This window comes from Brevundimonas nasdae (genome assembly GCF_019395145.1).
Taxonomy (GTDB): Bacteria; Pseudomonadota; Alphaproteobacteria; order Caulobacterales; family Caulobacteraceae; genus Brevundimonas; species Brevundimonas nasdae.
In genome coordinates, this window is record NZ_CP080034.1 from 2685242 (window position 1) to 2704630 (window position 19389).

Below are 19389 nucleotides of genomic sequence, written 5' to 3' on the forward strand. Positions count from 1 at the left end.
GACTGAGAGACACCCGATGCGTATTCTTGTCACCGGCGGCGCCGGTTTCATCGGCTCGGCCCTGGTGCGGCGGCTGATCGAGCACACCGACCACGAGGTGCTGGTGTTCGACAAACTGACCTATGCCGGGGTGCTCAGTTCACTTGAGCCGGTCGCGTCCAGCAATCGCTACAGCTTCGTTCAGGCCGACATCTGCGACGCCGACGCCGTGGCCAAGGCCCTGCACGACTTCAAGCCGGACGTGGTCGCCCACCTGGCCGCCGAGAGCCACGTCGATCGCTCGATCGACGGCCCGGGCGAGTTCATTCAGACCAATATGGTCGGCACCTTCGTCATGCTGAACCAGGCCCTGGGCTATTGGCGGGGGCTGGATGATGCGGCCAAGGCCGCCTTCCGCTTCCACCACATCTCGACCGACGAGGTGTTCGGGTCGCTCGGCGAGGACGGCTTCTTCACCGAGACCACCCCCTATGATCCGCGCTCGCCCTATTCGGCGTCCAAGGCCGGGTCGGACCACCTGGTGCGCGCCTGGGGTCATACCTACGGCCTGCCGGTGCTGGTGACCAACTGCTCCAACAACTACGGCCCCTATCATTTCCCCGAGAAACTGATCCCCCTGATCATCATCCGGGCCCTGAACGACGAGCCTTTGCCGGTCTATGGCGACGGATCGAACGTGCGCGACTGGCTGTTCGTCGACGACCACGCCCGCGCGCTCCAGACCGTGTTCGAGACCGGCACGCCGGGCGAGACCTATAATGTCGGGGGCAACGCCGAGAAGAAGAACATCGAGGTGGTCACCGCCATCTGTTCGATCCTGGATCGTCTGCGGCCCAAGACCGAAGGCCGATACGCCGACCAGATCACCTATGTGACCGACCGTCCCGGCCATGACCAGCGCTACGCCATCGACGCCTCCAAAATCCGCTCCGATCTGGACTGGACCCCGTCGGTGACCTTCGAACAGGGCATCGAACAGACAGTGACCTGGTATCTGGAGAACCAGTCCTGGTGGCAGGACATCCTGGACGCCCGCTATTCGACCCAACGTCTTGGGGTCACCAATGGCTGATCCGGTCCACATCCTGATCACCGGCGGCGCCGGGCAGGTCGGGCTGGAACTCCTCGCCGCCGCCTGGCCTGGGGGCGTGGTGCTGCATGCGCCGACGCGGGCCGAACTGGATCTGAGCGACGACGCCTCGGTCCGCACAGCCTTCGCCGCCACCCCGTTCGCCGCCGTGATCAACTCCGGCGCCCACACCGCCGTGGACAAGGCCGAGGCCGAGGTCGCCGCCGCCTTCGCCGCCAACGCCATGGGGCCGGCGGTTCTGGCCGATGCGACACGCGAGGCGGGCATCCCGCTGATCCAGGTCTCGACCGACTATGTGTTCGATGGGACCAAAGACGGGCTCTATGTCGAGACCGATCCGGTCGGGCCGCTGGGCGTCTATGGCGCCTCCAAGCTGGCCGGTGAACTGGCTGTACGCAGCGGCAATCCGCGCTCGGTCGTGCTGCGGACGGCCTGGGTGCTGAGCGTACACCGCGCCAACTTCCTCAAGACCATGCTGCGCCTCGCCGCCGACCGGCCGGTCTTGCGCGTCGTCGGCGACCAGCACGGCTGTCCGACCTCGGCGCGCGACATCGCCGCCGCACTGAAGACCATCACCCTGAGGATGATCGCCGACGAGGGCGCACCGACCGGCGTCTATCAGTTCGTCAACGCGGGCGAGACGACCTGGGCCGGGCTGGCGCGCGAGATTTTCGCCCTCAGCGCCGCGAGCGGCGGACCGTCCGCCACGGTCGAGCCCATCGCCTCATCCGAATACCCGACGCCCGCCCGGCGCCCGACCAACTCGCGCCTGTCGACCGACAAACTGACCCGCGACTACGCCATCGCGCCTCGCCCCTGGCGGGCCGCTGTCGCCGAGATCGTCAACGAATTGCTCGCCGAAAGGACCGCCGCATGAAGGGCATCATCCTGGCCGGAGGATCCGGCACGCGCCTGCATCCGATGACCCTGGTCACCTCCAAACAGCTGATGCCGGTCTACGACAAGCCGATGATCTATTATCCGCTGTCGACCCTGATGTTGGCCGGCATCCGTGAAGTGTTGATCATCTCCACGCCGCGCGACGTGCCCAGTTTCCAGGCCCTGCTAGGGGATGGATCTCAGTGGGGCATGGAGATCCAGTACGCCGTCCAGCCCAGCCCTGACGGCCTGGCTCAGGCCTATATCATCGGCGCCGACTTCGTCGGTGACAATCCGTCAGCCCTGATCCTGGGCGACAACATCTATTACGGCCACGGCATCACCGACCTGTTCACCAGCGCCATGGCTCGACCGGACGGGGCGACGGTGTTCGCCTATCACGTCAACGACCCCGAACGGTACGGCGTGGTCGCGTTCGACGAACGCATGCGCGCCCTGTCGATCGAGGAGAAGCCCGCACAACCCAAGTCGAACTGGGCGGTCACCGGGCTGTATTTCTACGACAGCGACGTGATCGAGATCGCCCGCGATCTGAAGCCCTCGCCACGCGGCGAACTGGAGATCACCGACGTCAACCGCATCTATCTGGAGCGCGGCCAACTCTCCGTCGAGATCATGGGACGCGGTTACGCCTGGCTCGACACCGGCACGCCTGACAGCCTGCTCGAAGCCGCAGAGTTCGTCCGCGTGCTGGAAAAGCGCCAGGGCTTCAAGATCGCCTGCCCAGAAGAAGTCGCCTTCCAGAAAGGCTTTATCGACGCCGCAAAGCTAGAAGAACTGGCCAAATCGTTGGGGAAAAGCAGCTACGGCCAGTACCTACGGAATGTCCTGACCAATAGCGGATAGCACACGAGAAAATGAATTTGCTTGTATTAACTTAAGCCTAGCACCGTGGAACTCGAAATAGCCCCCCATACAGCCTTCCGTTAGTTTCACCCGCAGTTCCACAGGCCCAACACTCGTAAATATGTGCGAGATTGTTAACTTAAACACCCCTTCACGTGATGGAGTTACGTCGAACGACGTGAAATCGTCACCAATACCCCACTCAATGCGGAGACCGTGGACCGATCCAGCTAGATCCATGGAAAACTGTGCGGCCACCTCCCATTCCCCAGGAGGAAGAATCATATCTGGGCCATGCACTAGAGAACGAGGCCCCCCAGTCATATCCAACTCTTGGATATTAATCCGCTCATCACGACGCCGAGGATCGTACAAAAACAGGTTGTGAGACCACTCAAACGTTGCCCCTGTCGGAGGCAATCCATTCCGGTAGACCTCAAATGCTGCAGCGGAGGCACGGTCAAGATCCGACTGCGCACCAATCATCGCTGGTTCAGGCGCCTCTACAGAGAACCCCGGAAATAGTTCGACCTGCCGCCCCGTTGATGCGAGCGAACCGTCCGTCACGATGCATGATGCCGGCGTCAGCAATGTTTCGACTAAAAGTCGAGAAGCATCGATGACAGCATCACGCCCCTGCGCCCCCGTCATCACACTCGTCTGGGGAGCTGCAGTTTGAACATCCACGACGATAAGCGCGACATGAGCCATTGCAGCAGGCTGGATGAACTTGGGATTGCTGGTGAGAAATATACGATTATCATCCGGTCCCCAATCTTCTTGGCAGTCGTCGTGGAAGACGACTAGCTTGAAGTTATGTCGTTCGGCGGCGGCGGCCAATCGATTGACCCATTCGCTCCAAGACGCGGAAGGGGTCAGAACAATGCAACGGGTCATCCAGCCTTGTTTTTGCTCTACCATCACGCAGATCTCAGCCACTGATATATGTCGATGGCCTCATGGATGTCGTCAAACAGCCGAGACTTTCCACTCTCTATCAGCAACGCTTTATCACAGTACCGTTTGAGCAAGTCGACATTATGAGAAGCCATAACAAATGCACGATTAGCGCGGGCCTCAAATAGCTCCTCGTCGCACTTTCGTGCAAACCTCGCGTCACCCACAGCTACAATCTCATCGATAAGGTAGCAGTCGAATTCAATCGCCAAAGTTAAGCCAAACGCCAACCTGGCACGCATTCCCGAGGAATAGTGCTTTACCGGCAAGCGTAGCGATCGTCCTAACTCTGCGAAAGCGTCAACCCTCTCGCGCGTTTCTTCGAAATCTTTATTATATATTCTGGAAATGAATTTGATATTATCCAGACCCGAAAGACTGCCTTGAAAACCGCCGCCAAAACCGATTGGCCACGAGGCGGTCATTCGCCAGTCTATGACACCCTCGTTCGCCGGCTGAAGCCCGCCCAACAGCCTAATCAGCGTGGATTTACCTTGGCCATTACGACCAAGAATAGCCAATCGGCCATTCTTCGGCATTTCAAAAGATAGATTCTCGAATGTCGGCTTTCTCGCTGTCCTATAGGTCAGACCAAGCGACGTTACTCGAAGACCGACGGAAGCATCATATTCCATCAATGCTGCCTATGTTCACGCACGCCCGCCCAAATCAACCATCCAACCGCGTAGGCCAGAAGACATGCCGCAAAAACAGTAAGGATTGAGATGAGCCGCTTTGGCTCCCGGGCCTCTTGGGGCAAGCTAGGCGGGACTATGCGTTCAAGGTAGAGTTGCTGTCGGCGGGCTTCACTTTCCGCCGCGATCAACCCCGCAGTCGCGTGAGTTAACTCCTCAGCCGCCAATCCCCGCTTTAGGTTAAGCTCTTCGTAAACGCCGACCTTCGGCGCAAGCGAGTTCTGGTTTCCCGCTATCTTAGATCTAGCGTTTTCGATTTCGGACTCATATGCGGCAATCCGTCCGTCCATAGCAGGAAGTGCGGGACTTGATGGGGCAGAACTAGCGATCTGGCTGCGCTCCGCACGCAGCTCTGCCAAACTTGCCATTAGCGCCCCGATCATCTGCGAGCTTTCCGTCGCCGTCCTAGTTGGATCTATAAATTGCTCCCTATTTCGAAAAGACGTAAGCTCGCTCTGTATTGCGGAGAGTCGTGATTGGGCCTGTTGTTGGGCCGTCCTGGCTTCGTTGACAGCATTCTGGGAAGAACGCCGGTTTAGGCGGTTAACGAGGTTTTCACCGCCGTTAAGCAGTGCGGAAGCAATGTTCTGGGCGTCATGAGGCTGGAACGCTTCAACGCGTAATGTGCTTATGCCAGTCGTCGAGTCGTACCCTACAGTCACAAACCGCTTCATGGCGTCTTGCAAACCTTCCGCGGATAAGCTCTCACCGAACCGGGGATAGCGAGAAAACATATCAATCGTTGTTCCGCCAAAGGTGCGCCTCAAGTCGAAGCGGGATTCAAGTTCGCGGACGGCATCTACCGAGGCAATGTATTCATGGACTGCAAACGCGTCAGTTTGGCCAGCGCTCAAACCAACTCCCTGAAGCGCAATGCCGAAGCTGGAAGGAGCCCCCCCTCCGCTCGCCGTCCGCACGACAAAGCGAGCTTCGGACACATAACGCGGCGAAGCAATGAGCAGAAAGTAAATCGCTGCAATAAGCGTCGGCAATGCCACAAATATAACCAGCCCCCACGGCATTTCTGGGAGAGACTTCGACTTCTGATGAGTCAAAGCCTTTCGGAATGGGCCAATATACTCAAGTTTCGGTTCGTTCATCGGAAGTCCATAGGGAATTCTTGGGTGAGATAGATCTCTATCATTCAATGTCGACGCGGCTACGAGCGTCCGCAAGAAGTATCAGAGCTGCAAAGTTCAAAACACCGCCCACCATGATTGCGTACCACGCATTAAAGTGCGTAGGAACAAATTCGCCGAAAACTCCAGCACGGACCATCTCAATACCGTGTGGGAAAGGGAGAAGAAGGTACGGCTCTCGATATTTGTTCGGAATCCACTCAACCATGAAAAATGCGCCGGAAATCGGGATCAGCGTATACTGGATTAGTGGAACTAGTCGCTCCATGACCTCGGACCTAAGCGAGAGAGCCGCTAGAGACAAGGCAAATCCGGTGCTTATCCAGCACATGATCATCCAACCGCCAAGAAGCAGACCCCAGTCTTTTGGTGGAGTTACTTGCCCCATAATTATGAGGACGGCATACACAACGACGAATGCTGCAGTTGAACCCAAAAACTCAAGCAGGTTCCTAGTAATATAAACTGAAAGCACGTTGATCTGGCGGTGATACAGTAGCCCGATGTTACCTTGCAGCGCTCCTAGTGAGTAGGCGCTTTGGTGGCGCAAGAGGAGCAAACACATATATCCCGTCATAACGAAAGGCCCGAGCCGCACGCCGTGCTCGTATTCCGGCTTGAGGAGCGACCACATAACAAGCACCCCGATGCAAAACATGAGGGGCTCGCCGATCAGCCATAGAAATCCAAGCCCTTCCCGCCCGAAGCGGGTTACCGTTTCCCGCAGCATCAGAGCCTTGATGACTCTCACGTTCCGGGCGGCGAATTCAAAACTGCTCATTAGAGTCGTACGCGCTCCGAGACCCGCGTGGAGTTCGCGGACCATAGCGATTGACGCTAACCATGCAAGGACTAGGTCAATCATCACCGTTCAGGCAACTCTTACGAGTTCGATAGCCATCGCACTTTAAAGTAGGGTGGGTTTACCTCGCCTTCCGAGAGACTAAGCGATTCAAGGCAAACCGTCTGCCCGCACCGGACGCCGCTCCAATTGGCGCGCGTCGCGGCGGCTTTGCGCTCCTCCCATTCACCGACATTCCACAGGATATCGCGCAGATTTTCAGAGAGGATACAAAAGCCGTGGCTGTCTCGCTGAGCCCATCTGCGAACCCAAAATGGACTAGCCATCGTAGGGCATTGGCTCTTTCTCCGCTTTCCAGGCCCTTGAGGTTAACCTGTCCGTCACCTTGGCTGAACAAAGGCGCGTCATCCATCGCGTCAACCGGTCCGCCGTTAGTTCACGAGTGAAGGCCGTACAGTCGGATCGCGGGGGAAGAATTTCGGTGGCCAGGGCCTCACACCGGCTGCGCAGGCCTTGCGACGATAACCGTGACTGAGGACGAGGACGCGCCAATTGTCGCGTACCCGCTTAAATGATGTGTAGATGGGACCGTCCGGTTTCGTAGTGCGTCACCGCAAGCCATTCGAGCACCGCGCCGGTGTCGAGCTCAACCTGTTTCATCATCTGACGGGCGAACTGCCTGACGTCCGAGAGTTCTGGGCCATCCTCTGGGTTCACGACAATCCGGTAATGACGGCGGTCATCGCCCCTCCGATCGACCTCCACACCTTGACATTAGACCGATCCTCCTGTGGCACGAAAAACGCTGCTCTCGCCCCCTCTACGCCGGTGCCCTCCCTCCTGTCCGAAGTATCGCGCACAGGGGGGGCTGAGCCTGCCCAAACGGCTATTCAGTGCGGTTGTCAGCGACTCGGTTGTGGGTCGCCCCGTCGCCGTCATCGACACTGGATCCGAACGGATAGCCCGCATCCGCTGCGCAATAGGGTCGCCGTCCTTCACGTGACCCCACCACGACCGTGCGAGGCCGCAGCCAGTTGGCCCCGCTGAAGATATTGCCGGTGACCTGGTTGTAGGATGGCGTCTGATGCCGGATCACGCCGTCCTCGCCGCAGTTGCGATACAGAAAGACTCCGCCGCGCCCGCCCAGGGCGAAGCGGTTGCCGGTGATCTGATTATAGGCGGAGCCATCCACGGCGATCTGTTCGCGGCCCGTGCGGATGTCGAAACGGTTGTCGCGGATATCGGCGCCTCGGCTCTCGGCGTCCAGATAGACGACGGTGGAGGTGGAGCGGCCCGTGAAGGTCGATCCGATCAACTGCGTCCCCGACGCCCCCGGCCCGACATAGAGGGGAATGGTCCCGGTCGCCTCGAACCGGATGCGGCTCAGCGTCACGTTCAAAGGCGCCGCCGCCTGGGCTGCGTGGGTGTGATCCGCCTTGCGCGATGAGGCCAGAAGATCACGCATCGATCCGCCCGCCCCCATGCCCCAGATACGGACATTGCCGACGACGGTGCAGTTGCTCAGGCTCACTCCGACGGGGGGACGCCAGACGTCTCCGTCACGCCGCGACCAGATGGCCACTGTGGGGTTGCGCGGTCCGGCCACGCCCGACGGCGCGATGCGTCCGCCGCCGCAGTCCAGGCCCGCGCCCGAGGCTTCCGGTCCTTCGATCAGCACGCGCCGAGGCACCGTCGATCCCGACAGCACGGCCCGGCAGGTCAGGCGATAAGGCTGGGCGGACGGCGTCGTCAGGTCCCGGATTTCAGCCGCCGTGCAGGCCCGTGCAGCCGGGGGCGGTTCAGCAGCCTGCATCGCCAGAGCCGCCAGCAGCGCGATCATTCTAGGGCAGAATGGTCGGCAAGACCGCGCGCTCTGCGGCGCAACCGGGATTGGTCAGGCCCTTGGCGCGCGCAACGGCCAGTTCAGCCCGCGCCGCACCCAGGTCGGCCTGGAAGGCTGGTGTGGCGACGGCCTGGGCGGTCGCGGCCCTGCCGATGGCCTCGCCCGTGGCGACATCGCTGGGATAATGCATCCCACAGACCAGACGGCTGACGCCCAGTTCATGACCAACGCCACGCACGGCCTCGGCCCGTTCGGGATCGATTGCGGCGAAGGCCTCGCCGTAAGCCGCGCCGACGGCTGCGCTGCCGGACGGATAGGAGGCGGATTTGCGGCCCGCCTCGCTGACCACCTGACAGGCGCGGCGCTGCGGATCGTCGCCGACGGGGCGAGGCCGCGCCGCGCGGCGCTTGACCTGCTCAGCCACGCTCTCGGCGTCATGGAAGACCCGCGCCATCAGCCGGTCCAGGTTGGGCGTCTCGGTCGCGCCGAACCGCACGCCCAGCGCACAGTCGAAATGCTGCATCGCCAGCGGCGGACGCAACTCCGCATGGGCGGTCGCCATCAGCCAGCGGTCCGTGTCTTCGAACGCCCGATACCGGGCCGATGTCGCCTTGTCGCCCAGATCGGCCTCAGAGGCCGGGAGAGGCGGCGGCGGAACCGCATCGGCCAGCCGCGCCAGATCGCCCGCCGTCAGATAGCCGGTCGAAACCTCAGTCAGCTTGGGCGCGCGGTTCTCGGTGGGCGCACAGGCAACCAGGACCATCAGCAGCCCCGCCGCGCCGAAGACGCCGACCGGACCGCTACGGCTCACTGGCCTTCGCTCCAGGTCAGTTGAACCGAGGTGGCGCCGCCGTCGCCCGGCGCCGCCACGACCTGAAGCCGTGGTCCGTCATTGGCCTCGCCCGCCGCGCCATAGGCCCGGGCGTCGCCCTGATTCAGCCCCATGACCGAACGCATGCCCGCCGCCTCGGCGCGCTCCTTGTAAAAGGCCACGATCTCGTCAGGGCTGGCGGACGTGCGGAAGGTGACCAGGCCGCCCGCGCCTGCGTCGCCCGCGCCGATGGTGGGACGTCCATCCAGTTCGGCGCCCGGATACAGGGCCGCATAGGCCGGCGCGCCCGGAAGGGCCGGAATCACCGTCGCCGCCGTCGATGCCGCCGCCGCGCCAGCCCCCGTCGCTGGCTGCGCCGCCGCGTCCGAGGCCGCAGGCGCGGCGGTCGGGGCGTTCAGACCAATGTCGGAAGACGCTTCAGGCTTTTCCGCACGGTCGCTGCAACCCGCCAGGCAAAACAGAACTGCGGCGGTCGAAACCGCCAGACGGCGTATCATCGGGGGTGATTTCCCTTGGGCTCGATAGTCGAAGGCGCACCGTGGCGCCTCCATGCGGCGGCAGCAAGGCGCGAACGTCAGTCCTCGCCTCTGGCGCCCTCCGCCGGATCGCCGCCGTCGCCGTCAAACCGGCGTCCTGAGCCTTCGACCGCATCCGGTCCGGCGTTGGACGGCGAGTCGGGATCAGCGGATTCCCGGCCCTCTTCGGCCAGTCTGGCGTTGATGGCCGCCGAATCAGGATCATCGTCCGATCCGCTGGCCGACCCGCCGCGCAAGGATCCCGCACGGGTGTCGGAACCCGAGTCCGAGCCGTCCAGCGCGTCGATCAGCGTATCGGCCTTGTGGCCCCGGTCCGGCTTCTCGCCCATCTCGGCGGCTTCCAGCGCATCCTGGCCCTCACGGTCGGTCGGCGGGGGTTGATCGGTCATCACGGCGCTCCTTGTCGGTCTGAGTAAGGGGTCTCAGTTTAAAGTCGCCGCGTCTGTTGCGGTTCCCCTTGAACCGGCAAAGCCAGTTCCGATCTAACGGCCATGATCCCGTTCTCAGTCCTCGACCTGTCCCCCATCGTCGAAGGCGGCGACGCCCGCCGCGCGCTCGATGAAACCCTCGCCCTGGCCCAGGCCGCAGACCGTCTGGGCTACCAGCGGTTCTGGCTGGCCGAGCACCACAATATGCCCGGCATCGCCAGCGCGGCGACCGCCCTGGTCATCGGCCATGTGGCGGCTGGGACCGAGCGCATCCGCATCGGATCGGGCGGCGTCATGCTGCCCAACCACGCCCCTCTGGTCGTCGCCGAACAGTTCGGCACGCTGGAGACCCTGTACCCCGACCGCATCGACCTGGGCCTTGGCCGCGCGCCCGGCACGGACGGCGCCACGGCCCGCGCCCTGCGCCGCTATTTCGAGGGCGCCGACCAGTTTCCGCGCGATGTGGTCGAATTGATCCAGTGGTTCGAACCGGCGGCTGAGAACCAGCCTGTCCGCGCCGTCCCCGGCGCTGGTCTGCGGGTGCCGATCTGGCTTCTGGGCTCCAGCCTGTTCAGCGCGCAGCTGGCCGGTCAGCTGGGCCTGCCCTACGCCTTCGCCAGCCATTTCGCGCCTGAGCTGCTGCTGGAGGCCTTGGCGCTTTATCGACGCGAGTTCGTTCCGTCCGACCGTCTGGCCAAGCCCCACGCCATGGCCGCCATCAATGTCTTCGCCGCCGATACGGATGAGGAGGGCAAGCGCCTGTCCACCTCGATGCAGCAGAGCTTTGCACGCCTGACCTCGGGCAAGCCCGGCAAGCTGCCCCCGCCCGTCGACGACATCGAGGCCATCCTGACCCCGCAGCAGATCGCGGGCGCCAAGAGCCGCCTGATCTATTCCGCCGTGGGCGGGCCGGAGACAGTCCAGAAACAGATCGCCGACTTCATCGCCCTGACGCAGGTGGACGAACTGATGGTCACCGGCATGATGTTCGACAACGCTGCCCGGATTCGCGGCCTGGAGATCATCGCTGACGTGCGTGAGCGGCTGGAGAAGGCGACCTGATCTTCCTTCTCCCGGTGGGAGAAGGTGGCTCGCGCAGCGAGACGGATGAGGGTCCGCTCCCCCTCACCCTTTCGCGCCAGGACGGCGGCGAAGCCGCCGTGCGCTCAAGCCCTCTCCCGACGGGAGAGGGGTAGCGAAGTCAGAAACTCCAGCAGCAGGGCGTTCACCTCGTCCGCCCGCTCCTGCTGGATCCAGTGGCCCGCGCCCGGCACGACCACGGTGCGGGTCAGGTTGGGAACCCAGTCCTTCAGGCCTGCCTCCGCCGATCCGGCATAGTGACGGACCGGGTCGTCGGCGCCGACCACGAACAGGGCGGGCGGGAGGATCTTCTGACCCTGCACAAAGGCTGTCAGCGACCAGTTCAGGTCCAGCGCCCGATACCAGTTCAACGGCCCGTCGAACCCGCCCGCGGCAAAGGCCGAGACATAGTCCTCGAAATGATCCTCGCTCATCCAGGGCGGCAGGGTGGCGGCGTCATCGACGGTTTCCAGCAGGTCCACGCCCTCGGGCATGAAGCCGGTCGAGCGTTTGTCGGCGGGCGTGGCCCCGTCATAGGCCCAGAACAGCTTCCTCAATGTCGTCGCCGGATCGGCCTGCAGGGCCAGATGGGCGTCGCGCGCCTGGAAACGGCTGATGTAGAGATCGCCCAGCCCGGCGCGTTTCGAGATGGCGGCCATGGCGGGGGTCGGGGGTCCGTTGGAACGGCGCGGCTGGAACGGCACCGACAGGCCGGCGACCGCCGTGAACAGGTCCGGCCGCAACAGGGCGCAGTGCCAGGCCACGGGCGCGCCCCAGTCATGGCCCACCACCACGCAGTTTAGCTTGCCCAGCGCCCGAACCAGATCGACCATGTCCCCGACCAGATTCAGGATCGAATAGTCCGATGCTTGCTGCGGTTTTTCGGTCCCGCCATATCCGCGCATGTCCGGGGCCGCGACGTGGTATCCTGCCTGCGAAAGCGCCTGAACCTGCGCCAACCAACTGACGCCCAGTTCAGGAAACCCGTGGATCAGCAAGACCAGCGGCGCATCGGCCTTGTGGCCCGCCTCCAGCACCTGTTGGATCAAGCCGTCGGTCTTGATAAGCCGCGTGCGCATTCCAACCTCCGGACGGCTGTTTAGCCGCCTCATAAATCAGGACGGACATGACCCGCCTCGTTACTTTTGCAGACGGTACGACCGTTCCGGCCCTGGGCCAAGGCACATGGGAGATGGGCGACGACCCCGCCTGGCGCGACGCCGAACAGCAGGCGCTGGAGCGGGGCATCGACCTAGGCATGACCCTGATCGACACGGCTGAACTGTACGGTGACGGACGTTCGGAGCGTCTGGTGGGCGAGGTCATCGCGGGGCGCCGCGACGAGGTCTTCATCGTCTCCAAGGTGCGGCCCGAGAACGCCTCGGAAATGAAGATGATGCTGTCGTGCGAGAAGTCGCTGGAGCGGCTGGGGATCGACCGGATCGACCTCTATCTGCTGCACTGGGAGGGCCGGGTGCCGCTGGAAGAGACGGTCGACGCCTTCCGCGAACTGGTGGACGAGGGGATGATCGCCCGCTGGGGCGTGTCCAACCTGGACCTGCGCACGATGGAGCGGCTGATGCAGATCGACGGCGCCGAGGAATGCGCCTCGAACCAACTGCTCTATAATCTGGGTTCGCGCGGGATCGAGTACGACCTGCTGCCGTGGATGCAGTCGCGCGATATGCCGATGATGGCCTATTCGCCGCTGGGGCGCGGCGGCCTGCTGGAGCATCCGCTGATCGTGGACATCGCCGACCGCCACAGCGCCGAACCGGCCCAGGTGGCCCTGGCCGCCGTTCTCAGAAACGACGGGATCATCGCCATTCCCAAGGCCGCGTCTGTCGAACACGTCGAAGCCAATGCCGATGCGCTGGAGATCCAGTTCGACATCGAGGACCTGGAACGGCTGGATCAGGCCTTCCCCCCGCCGACGCAGGAAACCCCGCTGGAGATGATCTAATTCCCTCTCCCATTGGGAGAGGACTTGAGCGCACGAGTGCGCAGCAATCGTTCTTGCGCGAAAGGGTGAGGTCGCGATGGCGCCAACAAGCCCCCCGACCGGCCCTCATCCGGCCCTGTGGGCCACCTTCTCCCAACGGGAGAAGGAATAAAGAAAAGAGCCGGGAGTGATCCCGGCCCTTTCCATTTTCAGTCTTCAGGCGGTGATCAGGCCGCCTTCTTCTCCGGCGCTAACTTGCCGTAGAAGGTCTCGTTCTTGGCGGCCATGTCGCGCAGCAGCTGCGGGACCTTGAAGCGGTCGCCGTAGGACGCCGCTAGGCGATCCGCCGTCTCGACGAACTTGGCCAGGCCGATGCCGTCGATGAAGCTGATCGGCCCCCCGGTCCAGGGCGCGAAGCCCCAGCCCAGGATGGCGCCCAGATCGGCCTCGCGCGGGTCGTCGATGACGCCCTCTTCCCAGCAGCGGGCCACTTCGACGGCCTGACGGTACAGCAGACGCGTCTTCAGCTCATCGATCTGCGCCAGGGCGGTCGGCTCCTCAGGCTTGTCGATGCCCTTGGTGGTCGGCGCCAGTTCGGACAGACCGGCCCAGATCGTCTTGGGCTTGGTGTCGTAGTCGTAGAAGCCCTTGCCGTTCTTGCGGCCATAACGTCCGCCCTCAACCATGGTGGCGACGATCTTCTCGCCTTCGTTGGGCACGTATTTGTCGCCCAGGTCTTCGCGGGTCTGTTTGGCGATCTTGTAGCTGAGGTCCAGCGCCACATCGTCGTGCATTTCCAGCGGACCGCGCGGCATGCCGGTCATGCGGCCGACGTTGTCGATCAGGGCCGGGCCGTAACCCTCCTCCAGCAACGCCATGCCTTCCATCAGGAAGGTGGAGAAGCAGCGCGAGGTGTAGAAGCCGCGGCTGTCGTTGACGACGATCGGCGTCTTCTTGATCTTCAGCACATAGTCCAGCGCCTTGGCGATGGCGGCGTCGCCCGTCTTTTCACCCAGGATGATCTCGACCAGCATCATCTTGTCGACAGGCGAGAAGAAGTGAATGCCGATGAAGTCTTCCGGACGCACCGAGGCTTCGGCCAGGCCGGTGATCGGCAGGGTCGAGGTGTTGGAGCCGAAGACGGCGCCCTCAGCCAGTTGCGCCTCGGCGCGCTTGGTCACGTCGGCCTTGATCTCGCGGCTTTCGAACACGGCCTCGACCACCAGGTCGGAGCCCTTGATCAGGTCATAGTCCGTCGTCGCCGTGACCAGGGCCAGGGTGGCGTCGTACTTGTCCTGGGTCATCTGACCGCGCGACAGGCGCTTCTTCAGCAGTTCCTCGACGTGGGCCTTGCCCTTGTCGGCGGCTTCCTGGCTCTGGTCGATCAGCACGGTCTCGATGCCGGCCATGACCTGAACATAGGCGATGCCTGCGCCCATCATGCCCGCGCCGATGACGGTGACCTTCTTGGGATCAGACTTCGGCACGCCCGCCGGACGCACCGCGCCCTTGTCCAGTTCCTGCTTGGACAGGAACAGCGAGCGGATCATGGCCTGGGCCTGCGGCGTCATCAGGGTCTTGATGAAGTAGCGGGTCTCGATGCGCAGCGCGGCGTCGATCGGAACCTGCGTGCCTTCGAACACGGCCTTCATCAGATTCACCACGGCCGGATAGTTGCCGTAGGACTGTTTGCGCAACATGGCGTTGCCGACCATGAAGTTCTGGATGCCGGCCGGATGGAAGGGGCCGCCGCCGGGCAGTTTGAAGGACTTCTCGTCCCACGGCTGCACGGCCTTGCCGCCGTTCTTGATCCAGGTCTTGGCGGCCTCGACCGACTGACCTTTTTCAACGACCTCATGAACGATGCCTGCGCCCTTGGCGTCATTGGGACGGAAGGACTTGCCTTCGCTCATGGCCATCATGGCGTTCTGCACGCCGATCAGGCGCGTCAGGCGCTGGGTGCCGCCGCCGCCGGGGAACAGGCCGACCTTGATCTCGGGCAGGCCCAGCTGGATCTTGTTGTCGTTCTCGACCACGCGGTAGTGGGTCGCCAGAGTGAACTCCAGGCCGCCGCCGAGCGCCAGGCCGTTGATGGCCGTGGCGATGGGCTTGCCCAGGGTCTCCAGCGCGCGGAAGGCGCCGTTCAGCTTCCATCCGGCGTCAAACGCCTTTTGCAGGTCGCCGCCGCCCGACAGGACGCCGCCGGCCATGTCGCCGAGGTCCGCACCTGCGCAGAAGCCCGAAGCCTTGCCCGAGGTGATGACCGCGCCCTTGATGGCGTCGTCGGTCTTGATGCGTTCAACAAGTTGCGGAATTTCCGCCATGACCGAGCTGGTCAGGGTGTTCATCGAACGGCCCGGCACGTCGAAGGTGACGAGCGCGATACCGTCGGCGTCGACGTCGATCTTGAAGTTTTCCATAGTCTATCGCTCCCGGATCAGACGCGTTCGATGACGGTGGCGGTGCCCATGCCGCCGCCGATGCAGAGGGTGACCAGAGCGGTCGACTTGTTCGAGCGTTCCAGCTCGTCCAGGGCGATGCCGGTGATCATGGCGCCGGTGGCGCCCAGCGGGTGCCCCATCGAGATGCCGCCGCCGTTCACATTCATCTTGGCGTGGTCGATGTTCAGGGCCTGCATGTAGCGCAGGACGACGGCGGCAAAGGCCTCGTTCAGCTCCCACAGGTCGATGTCGTCGGGCGTCATGCCCAGCTTGCCCAGCAGTTTGCGGGTCACATACTCAGGGCCGGTCAGCATGATCGACGGCTCAGAGCCGATCGAGGCGCCGCCCAGGATCTTGGCGCGCGGCTTCAGGCCCAGGGCCTTGCCGGCTTCCAGCGAACCGATCAGCACGCCCGCCGAACCATCCACGATGCCCGACGAGTTGCCGGGGGTGTGGACGTGGTTGACGCGCTCGACCTCAGGGTAGCGCTGGCCGATCACGCCGTCGAAGGCCATTTCGCCCATCATGGCGAAGGAGGGGTTCAATGCGCCCAGAGCCTGCATGTCCGAGTTCGGACGCACGGTCTCGTCGTGGTCCAGAATGGTCAGGCCCAGCTGGTCCTTGACCGCGATGACCGAGTTCTTGAAGCGGCCCTCGGCCCAGGCCTTGGCGGCGCGCTTGTGGCTTTCGACCGAATAGGCGTCCACGTCGGCGCGGCTGAAGCCGTATTTCGTGGCGATCATGTCCGCCGACACGCCCTGCGGCACGAAATAGGTGGGGAAGGCCGAAGACGGATCAGTCGGCCAGGCGCCCATGTCCGAACCCATCGGCACGCGGCTCATGACCTCGACGCCGCCGCCGACGGCGAAATCAGCCTCGCCGGACTTCACCTTGGCGGTGGCCATGTTCACGGCTTCCAGGCCCGAGGCGCAGAAGCGGTTGATCTGAACGCCCGCCGTATATTGCGACCAGCCTGCGGTCAGAACGGCGGTGCGGGCGATGTCGGCGCCCAGTTCGCCCACCGGCGTCACGCAGCCCAGGATCACGTCATCGACCTTGGAGGTGTCCAGATCGTTGCGGTCGCGCAGGGCTTCCAGAACCTGAGAAGCCAGCGACAGGCCGGTGATCTCGTGCAGCGAGCCGTCCTTCTTACCCTTGCCGCGCGGGGTGCGGACGGCGTCATAGATATAGGCGTCAGCCATGAGAATGCGTCTCCAATAAAGGACGGGTCTAAGCTCGGACGCCAAGAACCCTACGTTTACGTCAACGTCAAGTAATAAGCCGCGTGATGCGGCGCCATGGCGCCGGATGGTTTCCAGACGCGAAAAACCCGCCACGCGGAAACGCGCGGCGGGTCATGTTGTTCGTAAGTTTAAAGAGCAGACTTTCGGGGGACGCGCCCTTCCGTCAGCGCGGCTGTGAGAGGCGAGAAGCGCCGCCGGTGATGGTGCAGGCGTATTCGGTTTCCGGCCTGCCCGTCTGCAGACCCGTCGGCGTCAGGATGCCCTGACGCTCGGTGCAGATCTTCTCAAGGGCGTTCATGTCTTTCTGGTACTGGCTGACGCCGCCCGTAGTGCCGCACGCCGCCAGCAAGGGCATGGCGATCATGGCGGACAGAATTAGGATACGCATGGCTGCTCCTGTTTCCTGAAACGCGATGCGTTCCAACACCCCCCCGGCGACGCCAGGTTACTGCGCCAGAGACAGCCTGACCAGCTTGCCGTTGCGCTCATCCGAGATTGCCCAGACAGATCCGTCCGGTCCGACAGCCACATCGCGGATACGCTCGCCCAGATCACTCAGCAGCCGCTCTTCGCCCACGACGCGGTCGTTCTGGATCACCAGACGGGCGATGTGTTTCTCTCTCAGACCCGCAACCAGCAGATTGCCGTTCCAGTTGGGGAACATCGGCCCTTCATAGAAGACGGCTCCGCCCGGCGCGATGACGGGATCCCAGTAATAGACCGGCTGCTCGGTTCCCGGATGCTGGGTCGCGCCCTCGCCGATCTGCGCGCCACCGTATTCGACGCCATAGGCGGCGTCCGGCCAGCCGTAGTTCAGGCCCGGCTTATCCAGATTGACCTCATCGCCACCCTGAGCCCCGTGTTCCACGGTCCAGACCGCGCCTGTGCCGGGCTGAATGGCGACGCCCTGCGCATTGCGGTGGCCGAAACTCCAGATTTCAGGCCGCGCGCCCGCCTGCCCGACGAAGGGATTGTCCTGCGGCACGGAGCCGTCGGCGTTGATGCGGATCGTCTTGCCCAGGTGCGAGCTCAGATCCTGGGCCTGGGGCCGCATCGGCTTGTCGGAGCGCTCGCCCACGGTGATGAACAGCGTGCCGTCCGGGGCAAAGGCCAGGGACGAGCCGAAATGCTTGTCGCCGTCATAGGTCGGTTGGACGCGGAAGATGACCTGGACATTCTCGACCCGGCTTAGATCATCGGACAGCCGCGCCCGCGCCACCGCCGTGCCGTTTCCACCCTGACGCGGCTCGGCGTAGCTCCAGTAGATCAGGCGGTCCTGACCGAAGGTCGGGCTGGTGATCACATCCAGAAGACCGCCCTGACCGCGCGCATCCACGGCGGGCAGGCCCTGAACCGGATCGCTGATCTGACCTTCAGCCGTCACCACGCGCAGACGCCCCGGCTTTTCCGTCACCAGCCAGCGCCCGTCCGGCAGCAGGGCCAGGCCCCATGGGTTCTGCAACCCCTCGGCCACCACCGTGTGCATCAGCCGCGCCTGGGTCACCACGCCGGGCGCGCGGGTCTGGCCGGCGAAAGCGGGCTTCTGGTCCGAGTTATTGGCCGGGCGCGTCTCCAGCGGCGCGCCGGTCTGGACCGGCGCGCCGGACGATTCGCCATTGGCGCCGCAGGCGGCGGCAAGGACAAGCAGAGAGGTCGAGGCGGCGACGGCGATCAGGCGCATGACAGGGCTCCGGTCTGAATTTCGGGTTCGTCTGAAAACAGAAGCTTCAGGGTTAGCGTTCCCGATCCAGCCCGTCTTGCGCTCAATCGCCGCACAATGGCGCGGAACACGACTTGAACCGGACGCGCGGCGGCGATATAGGCACGCCTCTTCCGCGCGGACCGATCCGGCGGCGGGACCCTTGGTTGGGTAGCTCAGATGGTTAGAGCGGTGGATTCATAACCCACAGGTCGGCGGTTCGATCCCGCCTCCAACCACCACCTCCCCCTTTTCGCCATTCGTGCTAAGGCGCAGCGCATGGCCAAACTGATCTCCACCGACATCCTCTATAAAGGCTGGTCCACCCTGTATCGGGCGACCATCGAGCTGGACGACGGCTTGCGTCTGGCGCGCGAGGTCGAGGATCATGGCGCGGCGGTCGCTGTCCTGCCCTATGACCCGGAACGGCGCGTCGCCCTGTTGGTGCGCCAGTTGCGCAATGGGCCGCTGGTGGCGGGCGCCGAAGAGCCACGCCTGCTGGAAGCCCCCGCCGGACTGATCGATTCGGGCGAGGACGCGGCCACCGCCGGACGGCGCGAAGCCATGGAGGAAGTCGGCGTCGAGATCGGCGAACTGGAGCCGCTGGGCGTCAGCTTCTCCTGCCCTGGCGTCTCGACCGAGCGGATCAGCCTGTATCTGGGCCAGTATGGACAGGCGGATCGGATCGCTGAAGGCGGCGGCCTGGCTTCGGAGCATGAGAATATCGAGGTGGTCGAACTGCCGCTGGCGGAACTGGCGCGTCTGGCCGATGCGGGCGAACTGGCGGACCTGAAGACCCTGGCCCTGACGCTGCACCTGCGCCTGCGCAGGCCGGACCTGTTCGACGCCGCACCTTGAGGCGCGCAACCGGGATCGCCGCACCGCGTTATCCGATACGGTTCAACCCTGACCGGA

General features: G+C 63.5%; 19 protein-coding genes and 1 tRNA gene. 7 read left to right on the top strand and 13 right to left on the bottom strand.

Annotated features, from left to right (window positions below):
* Positions 1 to 16: 16 nt before the first annotated feature.
* From rfbB to rfbA, 3 genes are read left to right on the top strand one after another with little or no spacing between them, the layout of a single operon-like run.
* Positions 17 to 1072 carry a dTDP-glucose 4,6-dehydratase gene (rfbB, locus tag KWG56_RS13055; RefSeq protein ID WP_219355087.1) on the top strand — a complete coding sequence of 352 codons (1056 nt, stop codon included), beginning with the start codon at positions 17 to 19 and terminating at the stop codon, positions 1070 to 1072.
* Positions 1065 to 1967, top strand: coding sequence for a dTDP-4-dehydrorhamnose reductase (gene rfbD, locus KWG56_RS13060; RefSeq protein ID WP_219355088.1), 903 nt, complete (start codon positions 1065 to 1067; stop codon positions 1965 to 1967). Before rfbB ends, rfbD begins: the two co-directional genes overlap by 8 nt.
* A complete protein-coding gene (rfbA, locus tag KWG56_RS13065) occupies positions 1964 to 2836 on the top strand; it encodes a glucose-1-phosphate thymidylyltransferase RfbA (RefSeq protein WP_219355089.1) in 873 nt (290 codons plus the stop codon). Before rfbD ends, rfbA begins: the two co-directional genes overlap by 4 nt.
* Here rfbA and KWG56_RS13070 read toward each other — a convergent pair.
* The 8 genes from KWG56_RS13070 to KWG56_RS13105 all read right to left on the bottom strand — a co-directional run bounded on the left by KWG56_RS13070 (position 2807) and on the right by KWG56_RS13105 (position 10029).
* Positions 2807 to 3775 (bottom strand): hypothetical protein, encoded by a 969-nt coding sequence (locus tag KWG56_RS13070; RefSeq protein WP_219355090.1) that lies wholly within the window; start codon positions 3773 to 3775, stop codon positions 2807 to 2809. The two genes, rfbA and KWG56_RS13070, sit on opposite strands and share 30 nt — an antisense overlap.
* Positions 3757 to 4428 (bottom strand): ABC transporter ATP-binding protein, encoded by a 672-nt coding sequence (locus KWG56_RS13075; RefSeq protein ID WP_219355091.1) that lies wholly within the window; start codon positions 4426 to 4428, stop codon positions 3757 to 3759. Before KWG56_RS13075 ends, KWG56_RS13070 begins: the two co-directional genes overlap by 19 nt.
* Positions 4428 to 5588: a KpsE/RkpR family capsule polysaccharide export protein gene (locus tag KWG56_RS13080; RefSeq protein WP_219355092.1), complete on the bottom strand. Its 1161-nt coding sequence runs from the start codon at positions 5586 to 5588 to the stop codon at positions 4428 to 4430. The genes KWG56_RS13075 and KWG56_RS13080 overlap by 1 nt, the downstream gene beginning before the upstream one ends.
* Before the next feature lie 40 nt (positions 5589 to 5628).
* Positions 5629 to 6408, bottom strand: coding sequence for an ABC transporter permease (locus KWG56_RS13085; protein WP_219355093.1), 780 nt, complete (start codon positions 6406 to 6408; stop codon positions 5629 to 5631).
* Between the two features lie 907 nt (positions 6409 to 7315).
* Complete coding sequence (locus KWG56_RS13090; protein ID WP_219355094.1) at positions 7316 to 8269, bottom strand: right-handed parallel beta-helix repeat-containing protein; 954 nt, start codon at positions 8267 to 8269, stop codon at positions 7316 to 7318.
* Between the two features lies 1 nt (position 8270).
* Positions 8271 to 9083, bottom strand: a complete 813-nt coding sequence (locus tag KWG56_RS13095; protein WP_244999513.1) for a phosphatase PAP2 family protein — start codon at positions 9081 to 9083, stop codon at positions 8271 to 8273.
* Positions 9080 to 9601 carry a hypothetical protein gene (locus KWG56_RS13100; RefSeq protein WP_219355095.1) on the bottom strand — a complete coding sequence of 174 codons (522 nt, stop codon included), beginning with the start codon at positions 9599 to 9601 and terminating at the stop codon, positions 9080 to 9082. Before KWG56_RS13100 ends, KWG56_RS13095 begins: the two co-directional genes overlap by 4 nt.
* Positions 9602 to 9678: 77 nt before the next feature.
* Entirely contained in the window at positions 9679 to 10029 is a 351-nt protein-coding gene (locus KWG56_RS13105) for a ribonuclease (RefSeq protein WP_236261252.1), read from the bottom strand.
* Positions 10030 to 10131: 102 nt separating this feature from the next.
* Here KWG56_RS13105 and KWG56_RS13110 point away from each other — a divergent pair, with 102 nt between their 5' ends.
* On the top strand, positions 10132 to 11130 hold the full coding sequence (locus KWG56_RS13110; RefSeq protein ID WP_219355096.1) for an LLM class flavin-dependent oxidoreductase: 999 nt from the start codon (positions 10132 to 10134) through the stop codon (positions 11128 to 11130).
* A gap of 104 nt (positions 11131 to 11234) precedes the next feature.
* On the opposite strand, the gene KWG56_RS13115 is transcribed toward KWG56_RS13110, so the two are convergent.
* A complete protein-coding gene (locus KWG56_RS13115) occupies positions 11235 to 12227 on the bottom strand; it encodes an alpha/beta fold hydrolase (protein WP_219355097.1) in 993 nt (330 codons plus the stop codon).
* Positions 12228 to 12274: 47 nt separating this feature from the next.
* On the opposite strand from KWG56_RS13115, the gene KWG56_RS13120 reads away from it, so the two are divergent.
* On the top strand, positions 12275 to 13111 hold the full coding sequence (locus tag KWG56_RS13120) for an aldo/keto reductase (RefSeq protein WP_219355098.1): 837 nt from the start codon (positions 12275 to 12277) through the stop codon (positions 13109 to 13111).
* Between the two features lie 206 nt (positions 13112 to 13317).
* Here the strand turns inward: KWG56_RS13120 and KWG56_RS13125 are convergent, their stop codons facing one another.
* The 4 genes from KWG56_RS13125 to KWG56_RS13140 all read right to left on the bottom strand — a co-directional run bounded on the left by KWG56_RS13125 (position 13318) and on the right by KWG56_RS13140 (position 18456).
* Complete coding sequence (locus KWG56_RS13125; protein ID WP_219355099.1) at positions 13318 to 15510, bottom strand: 3-hydroxyacyl-CoA dehydrogenase NAD-binding domain-containing protein; 2193 nt, start codon at positions 15508 to 15510, stop codon at positions 13318 to 13320.
* A 17-nt stretch (positions 15511 to 15527) separates the two neighbouring features.
* Complete coding sequence (locus tag KWG56_RS13130) at positions 15528 to 16733, bottom strand: acetyl-CoA C-acetyltransferase (protein ID WP_201099551.1); 1206 nt, start codon at positions 16731 to 16733, stop codon at positions 15528 to 15530.
* Between the two features lie 205 nt (positions 16734 to 16938).
* Positions 16939 to 17163, bottom strand: coding sequence for a hypothetical protein (locus KWG56_RS13135; protein ID WP_219355100.1), 225 nt, complete (start codon positions 17161 to 17163; stop codon positions 16939 to 16941).
* Between the two features lie 57 nt (positions 17164 to 17220).
* Positions 17221 to 18456: a PQQ-dependent sugar dehydrogenase gene (locus KWG56_RS13140; RefSeq protein WP_201099553.1), complete on the bottom strand. Its 1236-nt coding sequence runs from the start codon at positions 18454 to 18456 to the stop codon at positions 17221 to 17223.
* Between the two features lie 183 nt (positions 18457 to 18639).
* Here KWG56_RS13140 and KWG56_RS13145 point away from each other — a divergent pair.
* Both KWG56_RS13145 and KWG56_RS13150 read left to right on the top strand, forming a co-directional pair.
* Positions 18640 to 18716: transfer RNA gene (locus KWG56_RS13145), tRNA-Met, on the top strand.
* Positions 18717 to 18753: 37 nt separating this feature from the next.
* A complete protein-coding gene (locus KWG56_RS13150; protein WP_219355101.1) occupies positions 18754 to 19332 on the top strand; it encodes an NUDIX domain-containing protein in 579 nt (192 codons plus the stop codon).
* Positions 19333 to 19389 lie beyond the last annotated feature (57 nt).